The 14,346-nt window shown below is 68.4% G+C and carries 10 protein-coding genes; 6 read left to right on the top strand and 4 right to left on the bottom strand.

Annotated elements, in window-relative coordinates; all coding sequences use genetic code 11:
• Nucleotides 1–273 precede the first annotated feature (273 nt).
• The 4 genes from tyrS (at nucleotide 274) to ACFQQC_RS12425 (ending at nucleotide 3,834) form a co-directional block, all read left to right on the top strand.
• Entirely contained in the window at nucleotides 274–1,530 is a 1,257-nt protein-coding gene (gene tyrS, locus ACFQQC_RS12440) for a tyrosine--tRNA ligase (RefSeq protein ID WP_376862732.1), read from the top strand.
• Complete coding sequence (gene bcp, locus ACFQQC_RS12435) at nucleotides 1,530–1,997, top strand: thioredoxin-dependent thiol peroxidase (RefSeq protein WP_376862731.1); 468 nt, start codon at nucleotides 1,530–1,532, stop codon at nucleotides 1,995–1,997. Before tyrS ends, bcp begins: the two co-directional genes overlap by 1 nt.
• A gap of 153 nt (nucleotides 1,998–2,150) precedes the next feature.
• Nucleotides 2,151–3,302, top strand: coding sequence for a M23 family metallopeptidase (locus ACFQQC_RS12430; protein WP_376862730.1), 1,152 nt, complete (start codon nucleotides 2,151–2,153; stop codon nucleotides 3,300–3,302).
• The gene (locus tag ACFQQC_RS12425; RefSeq protein ID WP_376862729.1) at nucleotides 3,286–3,834 is read left to right on the top strand and encodes a polymer-forming cytoskeletal protein; all 549 of its coding nucleotides are present in this window, start codon (nucleotides 3,286–3,288) and stop codon (nucleotides 3,832–3,834) included. Before ACFQQC_RS12430 ends, ACFQQC_RS12425 begins: the two co-directional genes overlap by 17 nt.
• A 227-nt stretch (nucleotides 3,835–4,061) precedes the next feature.
• On the opposite strand, the gene prfB is transcribed toward ACFQQC_RS12425, so the two are convergent.
• The 4 genes from prfB to ACFQQC_RS12405 form a co-directional block, all read right to left on the bottom strand.
• Nucleotides 4,062–5,184, bottom strand: a protein-coding gene (gene prfB / locus ACFQQC_RS12420) for a peptide chain release factor 2 (protein ID WP_376862728.1) whose coding sequence is annotated in 2 segments (ribosomal slippage) — nucleotides 4,062–5,114 and nucleotides 5,116–5,184 — 1,122 coding nt in all. Because the reading frame shifts where the segments join, the coding sequence is not laid out codon by codon here.
• Between the two features lie 80 nt (nucleotides 5,185–5,264).
• The gene (locus tag ACFQQC_RS12415; RefSeq protein WP_376862727.1) at nucleotides 5,265–7,712 is read right to left on the bottom strand and encodes a penicillin-binding protein 1A; all 2,448 of its coding nucleotides are present in this window, start codon (nucleotides 7,710–7,712) and stop codon (nucleotides 5,265–5,267) included.
• A 10-nt stretch (nucleotides 7,713–7,722) separates the two neighbouring features.
• Entirely contained in the window at nucleotides 7,723–8,457 is a 735-nt protein-coding gene (locus tag ACFQQC_RS12410; protein WP_376862726.1) for an exonuclease domain-containing protein, read from the bottom strand.
• Between the two features lie 44 nt (nucleotides 8,458–8,501).
• Nucleotides 8,502–9,668 (bottom strand): N-acetylmuramoyl-L-alanine amidase, encoded by a 1,167-nt coding sequence (locus ACFQQC_RS12405; protein WP_376862725.1) that lies wholly within the window; start codon nucleotides 9,666–9,668, stop codon nucleotides 8,502–8,504.
• 517 nt (nucleotides 9,669–10,185) lie between these two features.
• Between ACFQQC_RS12405 and ACFQQC_RS12400 the strand changes: the two genes are divergently transcribed.
• Together ACFQQC_RS12400 and ACFQQC_RS12395 are read left to right on the top strand one after the other, a co-directional pair.
• On the top strand, nucleotides 10,186–12,846 hold the full coding sequence (locus ACFQQC_RS12400) for an Rne/Rng family ribonuclease (RefSeq protein ID WP_376862724.1): 2,661 nt from the start codon (nucleotides 10,186–10,188) through the stop codon (nucleotides 12,844–12,846).
• A gap of 64 nt (nucleotides 12,847–12,910) precedes the next feature.
• Nucleotides 12,911–14,323, top strand: a complete 1,413-nt coding sequence (locus tag ACFQQC_RS12395; RefSeq protein WP_376862723.1) for a M48 family metalloprotease — start codon at nucleotides 12,911–12,913, stop codon at nucleotides 14,321–14,323.
• Nucleotides 14,324–14,346: the final 23 nt, after the last annotated feature.

Here is a 14,346-nt window from a genome sequence, read left to right as displayed (position 1 = left end):
TCGTTGCTCCAACTCGACCCGGATACGCTCCACAGGGCTGGAGGGTGTCGCAGGATGTTTTGTAAGTGAAACCAGCATCCCTCCTCGATACCCCGCCCTTGACGCCGGTCAACCGTCGCGGCTACCCAGACGCCCATGTTCGCCCGCGCCACCCTGACCGGCCTGTATTACCGCCCCTCGATCTGATCGAGCGGCCCGCGAACCCCTGCGCCGCACCTGCCGGCGCGCAATACCCCCGAGACGCTCGCCGGCTTCCCTGCTAACGGAGCCTCCATGAGCGACCAGACCTTCAAGTCCGACTTCCTGCGCACCCTCCAGGCGCGCGGCTACATCCATCAGATCACCCACCCGACCGAGCTGGACGAAGCCGCGTCGAGCGGGATCGTCACGGCCTACATCGGCTTCGACGCCACGGCGCCGAGCCTGCACGTCGGCAGCCTGATCCAGATCATGATGCTGCGCCGCCTTCAGCAGGCCGGGCACAAGCCGGTCGTCCTGATGGGCGGCGGCACCACCCGCGTCGGCGATCCGACCGGCAAGGACGCCTCGCGCCCGCAGCTCACCGACGAAACCATCCAGGCCAACATCGACGGCATCAAGCAGGTCTTCGCCAAATTCCTGACCTTCGGCGACGGCCCGACCGACGCCGTCATGGTCGACAATGACGAGTGGCTGTCGAAGTTCGGCTACATCCAGTTCCTGCGCGACTTCGGCACCCACTTCACGGTCAACCGGATGCTCGCCTTCGATTCGGTCAAGCTGCGCCTCGAGCGCGAGCAGCCGATGACCTTCCTCGAGTTCAACTACATGCTGATGCAGTCGGTGGACTTCCTGGAGCTGAACCGCGCCCGCAACGTCACGCTCCAGATGGGCGGCTCGGACCAGTGGGGGAACATCACCTCCGGCGTCGATCTGGTGCGCCGCGTGGACCAGAAGGCCGCCTTCGGCCTGACCACGCCCCTGCTGACCACCGCCTCGGGCGGCAAGATGGGCAAGACGGCCCAGGGCGCCATCTGGCTGAACGCCGACAGCCTCAGCCCCTACGACTACTGGCAGTTCTGGCGGAACGCCGACGACGCCGACGTGGGCAAGTTCCTGCGCCTGTTCACCGACCTGTCGCTGGACGAGATCGCCGCGCTGGAAGCCCTCGAAGGCGCGCAGATCAATGACGCCAAGAAGGCTCTCGCCGACGCCGCGACGACCATGCTCCACGGCGCCGAAGCCGCCGCGACGGCCCGCGCCGCCGCCGAGAGCGCCTTCGAGAAGGGCCAGCTGTCCGCCGACCTTCCGACCGTCGAGATCGCCCGTGACGAGGTCATCGGCGCCATGCTGGCCGCTGTCGCGACCAAAGCCGGTCTGACCGCCTCGAACGGCGAGGCCCGTCGCCTCGCCCAGGGCGGCGGCCTGCGCCTGAACGATGAAGCCGTCGCCGACGGCGCCCGCCTGATCGACGCCGCCGACGTCAACTCGGACGGCGTGTTCAAGCTGGCCGCGGGCAAGAAGAAGATCGTTCTGGTGAGGCCCGTCTGATGACCGAGATCACCGAAGGCACGAAGGCCCCCGCCTTCGACATGGCCACCGCCGACGGCGGGCGGGTCACGCTGGCCGGCCTCAAGGGCAAGGCCGTCGTGATCTACTTCTATCCCAAGGCCGACACCCCCGGCTGCACCACCGAGGGCCAGGACTTCTCGGCCCTGATCGGCGAGTTCGAGGCCGCCAACACCGTGGTCATCGGCGTCTCGCGCGATCCGGTGAAGAAGCTGGCCCGTTTCGCCGACAAGCGTGACCTCAAGGTCGTGCTGGCCTCCGACGAGCCCGAGGACGTCACCCTCGGCTATGGCGTCTGGGTCGAGAAGAAGCTCTATGGCCGCGAGTATATGGGCATCGAGCGGGCTACCTTCCTGATCGACGCCGAAGGCGTTGTCCGCCGCGTCTGGCGCAAGGTCTCGGTCAAGGGCCACGTCGCCGAGGTTCTGGCCGCCGCCCGATCCCTCTGACCCGCGGCGGATACGCCTGTCAGGCGAATAACGGCGTCATATCGCGAAGTTCTTCGCCTCCTAACCGCCCAGCGTAGTTAACAAGTCGTGAAGAGACTTGTCGTCTCTCCACAGTCGTGGCTGATAACGCCCCGGACGTGGGGGCGTTTGAGTATGAGTGAACTGGACGCTGAAGGCAGACAGTCGCTGATCGGGCGATGGTTCCCGACGCGATACCTCTATCTGCGTGACGGCGATGACGTGAAAGCCTGGGCGCTGACGCCGGGTCGTCAGATGGCCGCCGCCATCGGCGCCGTCCTGCTGGGCGGCTGGGTGCTGATCGCCTCGGGCGGCTTCGCCCTCGACATGGTTCGCCAGAGCCAGGCTGACCGGACCGTCGCCCGCAGCCGCGCCGAGGCCCAGCGCCTGAACGCCGACCTGCAGGCCCGGCTCGACTCCGCCGTCATCCGCATGAGCTCCAGCACCGGCTCCATCGACGAGATGGCCCATCTGGTGGAACGCCGCCATGCGGCGCTGACGCGGGTCATGGGTCTGTTCCAGGGCGTCGACGGCGCCCAGCAGGCGCTGATGCCCGCCCCTGCCCTCAACGCCGACCGCAACACCCCCCTGCAGCGCGTCGTGGCCGTGCGCATGGATCAGGAGCGGCTGATCGCCCGCACCGAGGCGGTGGCCAGCACCCGCGCCGAACGCCTGCGTCTGGCCTTCCGACTGGCCGGCCTGAACCCGGCCGCCTACGCCGCCAACGACACCGCCCTGGGCGGCCCGCTGATCGAAGCGCGCGATCCCCGCGCCCTCGCCGCCGTTCTGGACGTGGACGAGGCCTTCGCCCTGCGCATCCAGCATGCCTCCGACAATCTGAACGACATGCGGATGCTGGCTGACGCGTCCGAGGGCCTGCCGTTCCGCCGTCCGACGAACGCCCGGACCACCTCCGGCTACGGCGTCCGCTTCGATCCGTTCAACGGTCGTCCGGCTGTGCATCAGGGTCAGGACTTCGCCGGTCCCCTGAACACCCCGATCCACGCGACGGCTCCCGGAATCGTGTCTTTTGTTGGCGTTCGTTCAGGGTATGGCAACGTCGTTGAGATAGACCATGGTCGCGGTTTCAAGACCCGTTTCGCCCATCTGAACTCCATGGCCGTGCAAACGGGCCAGCATGTCACGCTTGGCCAGCGCATCGGCGCCATGGGAACGACCGGACGCTCCACCGGCGTTCACCTGCACTATGAGGTGTGGATGAACGGCCGCCCGCAAAACCCAGCCCGCTTCATGAGAGCCGGAGACCAACTTGTTCAACAAGACTAAATCCCCCGCCCCGCAGCCCCAGTCGCGCGCCGACTCCGGCTCCTCCATCCCGCCGCTGCCGGACCTGCCGGCTCCGGGCGCCCCGGCCGCTGCGACCACCTCGCCGCGTCCGGCCGCGCCCGCCGTGGCCCAGCGCGGCCTGTCGACCCTGTCGTCGGACCTGCAGTTCGAAGGCAATGTCTCGGGCGCCGGCGACCTGCAGATCGACGGCCAGGTGAAGGGCGACGTCCGCGTCGGCCGCCTGATCGTCGGTGAGACCGGCGCGGTCGAAGGCAATGTCGCCGCCGACTATGTCGAGGTGCGCGGCCGTGTCGTCGGCGCCGTCTCCGGCAAGCAGGTCAAGCTGATCGCCACCGCCTATGTGGACGGCGACATCACCGCCGAGCAGCTGTCGATCGACATCGGCGCCTATTTCCAGGGCCGCGTCCTGCAGGGCCGCCGCGAAGCCCCGGCGCCCGCCGCCCCGGCTCCGGCTCCGCGTCCGGTCGAAGCCGCCCCGCAGGTCATCGACATGAAGCCCCCTGCCGCCTGAGGCGACGGACGGCTCCAGAACGAGAAAGGCCCCGGATCGCTCCGGGGCCTTTTGCTTTTGGCGGGCCGCCTTGGAGGACGGAGCCCGGCTAGTGATTAGTGGCTAGTGGTTAGTGGATGCGGCGGCAAACGCCGGAGGTCGCTTTCCCGAGAACTGCTCTCGATCCAAGGCCAACCACTAACCACTAACCACCAATCACTTTCCGGCAGCCTGCCGGCCGCTGTCCCTCACTCGACCGTGCTGCCCCGCGTCTCGCCCACGCGAGCGGCCAGTGCGGCGCCCATGAAGGCGTCCAGATCGCCGTCGAGCACCCCCTGGGTGTCCGAGGTTTCGACGTTGGTCCGCAGGTCCTTCACCATCTGGTACGGCTGCAGGACGTAGCTTCGGATCTGGTGACCCCAGCCGATGTCCGTCTTGGCGTCGGCCAGCGCCTGGGCGGCGGCCTCGCGCTTCTGCAGTTCCAGTTCGTACAAGCGCGCGCGCAGCATCTTCCAGGCCTGTTCGCGGTTCTGGTGCTGCGAACGACCGGCCTGACAGGCGACGACCGTATTGGTCGGCACGTGGGTCAGACGCACGGCGGAGTCGGTCTTGTTGATGTGTTGACCGCCCGCGCCGGACGCGCGATAGGTGTCGGTGCGCACGTCCGACGGATTGATGTCGATCTCGATGGCGTCATCGACCACCGGCGACACCCCGATCGAGGCGAAGCTGGTGTGGCGTTTGGCGGCGGCGTCATAGGGGCTGATGCGGACCAGACGGTGCACGCCCGATTCCGACTTCAGCCAGCCATAGGCGTTCGGTCCGGTGATCAGGATGGTGGCCGACTTGATGCCCGCCTGTTCGCCCGATTCCTCGGCCTCGATCTCGACCTCATAGCCATGGGCGCGGGCCCAGCGGCTGTACATGCGCAGCAACATCCCGGCCCAGTCGTTGGACTCGGTGCCGCCGGCGCCGGAGTTCACTTCCAGATAGGCGTCGTTGCCATCAGCCTCGCCGGACAGCAGGGCTTCCAGCTCGGCGCGGGCGGCGCGGTCCTTGATCGCCTTCAGGTCGGCGCGCGCGCCGTCCAGGGCGGCCTCGTCGCCTTCCTCGTCGGCCATGTCGGCCAGCATGACCCCGTCCTCGAGGCCCTGCTCCATTTCCTTCACGGCATTGACCTGGGCTTCCAGTCGCGAGCGATCACGGCTGACGGCCTGGGCCTGTTCAGGATTGTCCCACAGCGTCGGATCCTCGACGCGGGCGTTCAGCTCATCGAGCTTTCGAAGGGCGACATCCCAGTCAAAGACGCCTCCTGAGCAGAGCGATGCTCTGCTCGATGTCGGCCTTCATGGCCTCGACATCCGGTCTCATCGCAATCTCCGGCGATACGTAAAGTGAGGCGCGGACATAGAGCGCGCCGGGCGAAAGGGGAAGGGCCGAAGCCCCATCCCTTAGTACAGACCGTCCAGATCGGCGGCCGGCTCCTTGCGGGGCGGCGTCGGCGTGGTCGGCGGCGGCGTCGCGGGCGACGTCTGACCAGTGGCCTCCTCCTCCTCGCGGCGCAGGATGTCGTTGTAGTTCTGCGGACCCAGCGGGATCTCGGGCGCGGGCGCCTGCTCCTCCTCGCGGCGACGCTCGGTGCCGGGGCGGAAGGCTTCCTCGATACCGTTCACGGTGCGGAAGATGGCGTTCTTGGGCCGCACGAACGGACGGGCCGGACGCTCGCGCAGGGCGACCTGCATGAACTCGTTGAACACGGGCACAGGGCCGGTGGCCCCGGTTTCGCCCGACCCCAGCGGCCGGTTGTCGTCGAAGCCGATGAAGACGCCGACCACGATGTCGGACGAGAAGCCCACGAACCACGCCGAGCGGTACTCGTTGGTCGTGCCGGTCTTGCCGCCGACCCAGCGGCCGAGGCCGCGGGCGCCGGTGGCGGTGCCGCGCTGGACCACGCCTTCCAGCATGGAGCTGATCTGATAGGCGGTGATCGGGTCGATGACCTGTTCGCCACGCCCGTCCAGCCGGGGCGATTCCTGCCCGCTGAAGGCCCGACCACAGTCGCGGCAGCGACGCTGGTCGGCGCGGAAGATGGTCTCGCCATCCCGGTCCTGCACCATCTCGATCAGATAGGGGGTCACCCGGCGGCCGCCGTTGACGAAGGCGGCGTAGGCGGCGGTCAGCTGGTAGGGCGTGGTCTCCCCGGCGCCCAGCGACACCGACAGGTTCGGCTCCATCTTGCCGACGCCCATCTTGTCCGCCAGCGCGACGACGTTGGTCATGCCGACGTCCTGGGCCATGCGCACGGTCATCACGTTGCGGGACAGCTCCAGACCGCGACGCAGGGTCTGCGGGCCGTAGTACTCGCGGCTGTAGTTCTCGGGGCTCCAGCGCCCGCCATTGGCTCCGCCGGCGAAGCTGATCGGAGCGTCCAGCACGATCGACGACGGGGTGTAGTCCCCTTCCAGCGCCGCCGCATAGACGAAGGGCTTGAAGGCGGAACCGGGCTGACGACGCGCCTGCGTCGCGCGGTTGAAGCTGGACAGGCCGTAGGAATAGCCGCCGACCATGGCCAGCACCCGGCCCGACTGGGGCTCGATGGCCACCAGGGCGCCGTTGACGCGCGGCACCTGTTTCAGGGCGTACTGGCCGTCCCGGCGTTCAACGAAGATCAGGTCGCCGCGTTTCAGCGGACGGTTGGCGTTGGCCCAGGCGGCGTCGGCGGTCAGCAGATAGCCGGTGTTGTCGTCCTTGGCGCTGCGGATGCGCACGCTGTTGCCGGCCACGTTCTCGACCGCGGCGGCTTCCCAGCTGCGGCGTTCGGGCGGACGGGTGCCGCGCAGGGCCTCGGCCTGCCAGCCGTCGGCGAAGTCGGTCGTGCCCCAGGCCCCGCGCCAGCCGTGACGACGGTCATAGTTCTCCAGCCCCTTCATCAACGCGTCGCGCGCCGCCGACTGCAGCTTCGGATCCAGGGTGGTCCGCATGTAGTAGCCGCCGCGGTTCACCTGTTCGGCGCCGAACTGGCGGATGGCCTGGCGGCGGGCTTCCTCGACGAAGAAGTCGGCGTCGGCGTACTGGGCGCGACGCGGCGCGTCCTGCGCGGCCAGCGGACGGGCCTGCGCCTCGGCGACCTGCGCCGGGGTCAGGAAGCCGTTGTCGCCCATCTCGCCCAGCACCCAGTCACGACGGCCCTTGGCGGCGTCCGGATGGCGCTTGGGGTGGTAGTTGTTCGGCCCCTTGGGCAGAGCTGCGAGAAAGGCCGCCTCGTCCGGCGTCAGCTGGGCCAGCGACTTGCCGAAATAGTTGTAGGCGGCCGCGGCCACGCCGTACGAGCGATAGCCGAGGAAGATTTCGTTCAGGTAGAGTTCGAGGATCTGCTGCTTGCTGAGCGTCGCCTCGAGGCGGTTGGCGAGGATCGCCTCCTTCACCTTGCGGTTGATGCTCGATTCGTTGGTCAGCAGGACGTTCTTGGCGACCTGCTGGGTGATGGTCGAACCGCCCTCCAGACGCCGCCCGGTGGCCGCGTTGAAGACGTTCTTGAACATCGCCCGGCCCAGACCCGACACATCGACGCCGCCATGCTCGAAGAAGCGGCTGTCCTCGGCGGACAGGAAGGCCTGGATCACCGGCAGCGGGATCTGCTCATAGGGCACATAGATTCGGCGCTCGTCCGAGAACTCGCCGATCAGGGTGCCGTCGCCCGCATAGACACGCGTCGCCGTCGCCGGACGGTAGTCCGCCAGCTCGGACGCGTCCGGCAGGTCATGGAACAGCCAGGCGGCGTAGATGGTCACGACCAGCCCCGCCAGCGTGATCGCGCCCAGCAGGCCGACGCCCGCCAGCACGAACCACCGTTCGGCGATTTTGAGACCCTTGATGTTCGGAAGGCGCGGCTGCGGCATGGAAACCGCTTTAGCCCGCGTCGGTCCCGTTCGCCAGAGCGCCTGTGGATGCCGAGGCGCGACGTTCCAGCTCCTGTCGCGCCGCGGCCACGACATCGGCGTCCATGTCAGACTGGCCGGACATCCAGCGCAGATAGTCTCCCGGCGCCTCGGACCAGCGGCTGCCGCGATGCTTGCCGAACGGAATCCTGTCCAGCCGACGGGGTTCCCGGGTCCACTGGATCATCTGCTCGACCGTCGCCTCCTTCAGCAGATCGATCAGCAGATGGGCCGTGACCCAGGCGTCCGGCCCCGCCCGGTGGGCCGGATTGGCGACGGCCGGATCGAGCCGCAACTGTCGCCAGTAGCGCAGCACCTGATTGGAATGCCCCGGCGCCTGCGGCCAGACCGCCTTGGCCGACCGGACTGTGCAGATCCACGGAAGACCGCCGTGCGCCGTGTCGGCGATGAACCCGCGCTCGAAATTGGCGGCATGGGCCACCATCACATCGGCGGGCTCGGCGAACATCTCGCGCAGCGCGTATTCGTCGCAGTGCGGATCGGCGTCAGTGAAATCGTCCGGCGTCAGGTGGTGCACGGCCATGGCGTGCACCGAAATCTCGCCACGGGGCCGGAACAGCTTCGTCACCGGCGGCAGGGCGCGCCAGCCCTCCCCGTCCCTCACGACGTCGACAATGCCGACCTCGATAATTTCGGCGGTCCGGTCTCCACCGGTGGTTTCCAGATCCACGACACGCAGGCGCATGAGACCCAGATAGTCGCTTCAGGCCGCTTTCGCGACAGTCCGTCTCAGGGCTGGCCGGCTTCGCTGTTCGACGCGACCTGCAAGGCGCCGGTCGGGGCGGCGAAATAGGCGTCGATGCCCGCCGCCACGGCGCGCATCAGGCGACGACGCGCGCGCGGATCGGTCAGGAGGCGCTCGTCCTCGGGATTGGTGATGTAGCCCATCTCCAGCAGGACCGCCGGCACGTCCGGCGACAGCAGCACCGCCAGACCGGCGTCCCGGTGGCTGCGGCGCAGCAACGGATGGTTCGCGGCCTCGATCTCGCCCAGCAGGCTGCGGGCCAGCACCGCCGAACGATTCTGGGTGGCCCGCTGGGTCATGTCCAGCAGGATGCGGTCCACGGAGGCGTCACGGCCCGGCAGGTTGAGGCTGCGGTGCCAGTTCTCATCGCGGGTGATCTCGCGCACGGCGCGACCGGCGCCCTGCTCCGAAAGCGTATAGACGCTGGCGCCGCGGGTGGCCGGATCGGCGATGGCGTCGGCGTGCAGGGAGATGAACAGATCGGCCCCGGCCTGACGGGCGATGGCCGGGCGGCGGTTCAGGCCGACATAGACATCGCTGTCCCGCGTCAGGCGCACCCGATAGCGGCCCGAGCGTTCCAGTTCCTGCTTCAGCGCCAGCGCGGCCGCCAGGGTGACGTCCGCCTCCTTCGCCTGCGCGCCCAGGGCGCCGGGGTCGCGACCGCCATGCCCGGCGTCGATATAGATGAGAGGACGTTCCGCCGGACGCGGGGCCGTGCGCGGCGCATTGCGGCGTGGGGCCGTCGGCGCCCGACCGGTGGCCTTCAGGTCGATCACATAGCGATAGTGGTTCACCCCGTCGCCCGGCGGCAGCAGGAAGCGGCGCTCGATCTCGGCGCTGGACGCCAGGTCGAGCTCGACCCGCGAGGCCCCGCCGGCGCCGGCCACGCGATATCCACGCACCAGCCCCAGGCCATCTCCGGACATGCCGCGCGGCGCGGCCACGCCGGACAGGGCCACGACGACCCGTCCATCCGATCCCGGCTGGATCACCTGCCCGCGCGACGTCCGGTCCAGATCGACCACCACCCGGGTGCGCTCGGCGTCGCCGCCGAAGCGGACACGAATGACCTCGCCCGCCGCGCCCGACGCCAGACCCCGGCCCGCGACCAGCACGGCGGTGCAGAAGACGATGAAGGCGAGCGCCGTCATCGCCCACTCCCGGACGCCCCACTGCGACAGCCTGATACGCGACAAGGCGTTCATTGAACTGGATAACCCACCATTGTGGTGAGCCACCCTGCACGAACGTCCTCGCCAACGGGTTAAGGCCGATGCGGCTTTTAATTCACATTTCCAGTGACTATGCTTTGTCCGCTCGCGAATGATCGCGTCCGTCCGCTCAGTCGGGCCGGGACGCGCCCTCCTCGCAGCGCTGCTTTCACTGATCCGAGGATCGCCCGGCCGTCAAAGGCGCCGCCGATCCAACGAACCGGGCCCGCAACGCCGCCTTATAGACAGGCGCGGAAAGGTCCAGGACCGAACCGACCCATGGGCGCATACGCCAGCCTCAACCTCCGGTCAGATGTGACCGACTTCGCCCGCGGCGCTCGCCGTGGCGACGAGGCATCGACGGCGCGCGCCACCCTCACCCCCATTCGGCGAGCCGCCGCGTCCCTCAGCCACGCGCTGACCGGACCGGCCCGAGCGCGCCAGAGAGAGACTACCGATGTCAAAGACCATGTTGATCGATGCGGCGCACGCGGAAGAAACCCGCGTCGCGATCGTCGAGGGCCGTCAGGTCGAGGAATTCGACTTTGAGTCCCGCGCGAAGCGCCAGCTTCGCGGCAACATCTATCTCGCCAAGGTCACCCGCGTAGAGCCCAGCCTGCAGGCTGCGTTCGTGGAATACGGCGGCAATCGCCACGGCTTCCTGGCCTTCAACGAGATCCACCCCGACTACTACCAGATCCCGGTCGCCGACCGCGAAGCCATCATGGCCGAGGCGCACTCGGACGAGGATGACCACGACGATCTGGGCCGCGACAGCGATGACGGCGACCACGAAGGCGGTCTGGCCGACGAGGAGCGGCTGAAGCGCCGCCTGATGCGTCGCTACAAGATCCAGGACGTCATCAAGCGCCGCCAGATCCTGCTGGTGCAGGTCGTCAAGGACGAGCGTGGCGGCAAGGGCGCGGCCCTGACCACCTGGCTGTCGCTGGCCGGTCGCTACTGCGTGCTGATGCCCAACACCGGCAAGGGCGGCGGCATCTCGCGCAAGATCACCAACACCTCGGACCGTCGTCGCCTGAAGGCCGCCGCCGCCGCGCTGCAGGTGCCGCAGGGCATGGGCCTGATCATCCGCACGGCGGGCGCCAAGCGCACCAAGGCCGAGATCAAGCGCGACTACGAATATCTGCTGCGCCTGTGGGAGACGATCCGCGAGACGACGCTGGCGTCCAACGCCCCGGCGATGATCTACGAGGAAGAGAACCTCGTCCGCCGCGCCGTGCGCGACATGTTCGACAAGGATTTCGACGGCATCCAGGTCGAGGGCGTGCAGGGCTTCAAGGAAGCCCGCGACTTCATGCGGGTGCTGATGCCCTCGCAGGCGAAGAAGGTGCACCTCTATCAGGGCTCGCGCCCGCTGTTCGCCTCGAACGGCATTGAAGAGACCCTGACCCAGATCCACCAGCCGGTCGTGAACCTGAAGTCGGGCGGCTATCTGGTCATCAACCAGACCGAGGCGCTGGTCGCCATCGACGTCAACTCGGGCCGCGCAACCAAGGAGCGGAACGTCGAGGCCACGGCCTTCAAGACAAATATGGAGGCCGCCGCCGAGGCCGCCCGCCAGCTCCGCCTGCGCGACCTCGCCGGCCTGATCGTCATCGACTTCATCGACATGGATGAGTCGAAGAACAACCGCGCCGTCGAGAAGGTGCTGAAGGACGCGCTGGCCAAGGATCGCGCCCGGATCCAGATGGGCCGCATCTCGGGCTTCGGCCTGATGGAAATCAGCCGCCAGCGCCGTCGTCTGGGCGTGATCGAGGGCGCCACCGAGATCTGCCCGCACTGTCAGGGCGCCGGCCGGGTCCGCTCGGCGGAAAGCGCCGCCCTGGTCACCCTGCGCGCCGTGGACATCGAGGCCGGCAAGAACGGCGCGGGTTCAGTGAACCTGCGCGTCTGCACCGCCGTGGCCCTCTACATCCTGAACCACAAGCGTGACTATCTGCAGAGCCTGCTGATCCAGCGTGGCCTGAACGTGGTCATCCTGATCGACGACACCCTCGGTCAGGGCGAAAGCACCATCGAACGGACCGAGACCAACGAGGACTTCACCCCGCCCGAGAGCGCCGAGCCCTTCATCGACCTGGACGATGACTTCGACGACAGCGCCTGGTCCGACGAAGAGGACGAGGAAGACGACGAAATCATCGAGGACGATGAGGACGAAGCCGATCTCGACCGCGAGGACGAGGACGACGACCAGCCGCGCGAGCGGGCCGAGCGTCATGACGGCGAGCGTGGCCGCGGTCGACGCCGCCGTCGCGGCGGACGTCGTGACGACTCCGAGGCCGGTCAGGCGGAAGCCGCGCCTGCTGCCGGCGAGGACGACGAGGACGATGGCGAAGGCGGCCGTCGCCGTCGCCGTGGTCGCCGTGGCGGACGCCGCATGCGCGAGGAAGGCGGCGCCGAGCGCGATTCCTTCTTCTGGGTCCGCGGCCGCACGCCCTCGCTGGACGATCCCTATGTCTGGTTCGACCCGATCAACCCCGAGCGTCCGTCGCGCACCGAGGCCGCCACGGCGCAAACCGAGGCTTCGGACGTCGATGAAGTCATCGGTGAACGCCCCGAAGGCGAAATCGGCGGCGAGCGCAGCGGTCGTTCGCGCCGCCGTCGCGGTCGCGGTCGCGGCCGGGATCGCGGCTCGGACGCCGGCCTGACCCACGAGGTGAAGACCGAGACCCGCGCCACCAACGAAGGCATGCCCGCGGACGGCTCGCCCGACACGCCGGCGGCGGTCATCATCCCGGACGCCGAAGCCGAGGCCGCGCCGGTCGTCGCCGAGGAACCCAAGCGTCGCCGCGTGCGCCGCAAGGTCTCCGCCGCGGCCACGGAAGCCGCCGACGAAGCGCCGCTGTCGACGGTCGAGCCGAACGAGATCGAACCGGTCGACGAACCCGTCGAGCTGGACGTCGCGCCGAACGCGGTCGTGACGCCCGAGCCGGAAGCCGAGGCCGAAGCCATCTCCGAGCCGATCGTGGCCGAGGTCGCCGAGCCGGTCGAGGCGCCGAAGCCTGAGGTCGATGTCGCCGCCCTGATCGCGGAAGACCCGAACCAGATCGCCGCACCGCCTGAAAAGCCGAAGCGTGGGTGGTGGCGCCGCTGAAAGGCCGTGATTAGATTGTGACCATCTCGATGGACGGGGGCGTCCGGGTTCACAGGAGTTCACCATGAGCTGGCTGTCTCGAAGCACCGCCCGTCTGATCGGCGCAACCGCCGTCGTCAGCCTCATGCTGGCGACGGCGTCGCCTGCCTCGGCCCAGAGCGCGATCCGCGACACCGAGATCGAGGCGATCATTCACGACTGGTCGGCCCCCGTGTTCACCGCGATGGGGCTGGAGCCGGACGAGATCGAGATCCTTCTCATCAACGAGAGTGATCTGAACGCCTTCGCCACGCGCGGGCGGATCATGGGCGTCAACACCGGCCTCATCCTGCGAACCCGCAACGCCAACGAGCTTCTTGGCGTCATCGCGCACGAGGCCGGGCACATCAAGAATCGCCACACCCTGCGCGACGGCGCCCAGCAGGCGGGCATGCAGCCGCTGCTGATGACCATGGCGCTGGGCGCCCTGGCCATCGCCGCAGGCGCCCCCGACGCCGGCGCTGTCCTGCTCGGCAACAGCCAGTATTTCGGCACCCTCAGCGCCCTGCGCTACATGACCCACCAGGAAGGCGAAGCCGACAACACCGGCGCCCGCGCCCTGGAACGGGCCGGTGAATCGGGTCGCGGCCTGCTGACCTTCTTCGAGAATTTCCGTTCGCAGGAAGTCTTCTCGGACGCCCGCCGCTACCCCTATTTCCGCAGCCACCCGCTGTCGTCCCAGCGGATCGAGAACCTGCGCCGGCTGGTCACCGAACAGTCGAACTATGGTCGTCAGGACAGCCCCGAGCGGGTCGCCCAGCACGCGCTGATCCTGGCCAAGATCCACGCCTTCATGGACCCGCCGAACACGACCCTGCAGTCCTATCCCGAGACCGACACCAGCCTGCCGGCACGCTATGCCCGCGCGATCGCCTGGTACAAGGACGGCCAGACGGACCGGGCGCTCGCGGCGATCGACGTGCTGCTGCAGGAAGAGCCCGAGAACCCCTACTACTGGGAACTGCGCGGTCAGGTTCTGTTCGAGGAAGGCCGCCCCGCCGAGGCCATCAGCGCGCACCAGCGGTCCGTGGACCTGAAGCCGGACGCCCCCCTCCTCCGCATCAACCTGGCGCACGCCATGATCGAGACCCAGGATCGCGAACAGCTCGCCCTTGCCGTCGATCAGCTGAAGCGCGCGACGGCGATGGAATCGGACAACTCCATGGGCTGGCGGCTGCTCTCGCAGGCCTATGCCACCCAGGGCAAGGAAGGCGAGGCGCGACTGGCCTCCGCCGAGATGTATTTCGCCCTCGGCGCCGAGCAACAGGCCACCCAATTCGCCCTGCGGGCCCGGGACATGCTCGAGCCCGGCAGCAATGAATGGACCCGCGCGATGGACATCGTCTTCGCCTCCGGCGCCACCCAACAGGATGTTGACGACCTGGACCGTCGCAACAGCCGCAATCGATCGGTCGTCGCGCCCCCAGCGACCAGTTGACCCTCACGCCCGCCAGAACGCCT

The sequence above is a fragment of the Brevundimonas sp. GCM10030266 genome, from assembly GCF_042666595.1.
Classification (GTDB): Bacteria; Pseudomonadota; Alphaproteobacteria; order Caulobacterales; family Caulobacteraceae; genus Brevundimonas.
The sequence above is the reverse complement of the archived record's forward strand: the minus strand, read 5'-3'. Positions and strand labels throughout refer to the sequence as shown.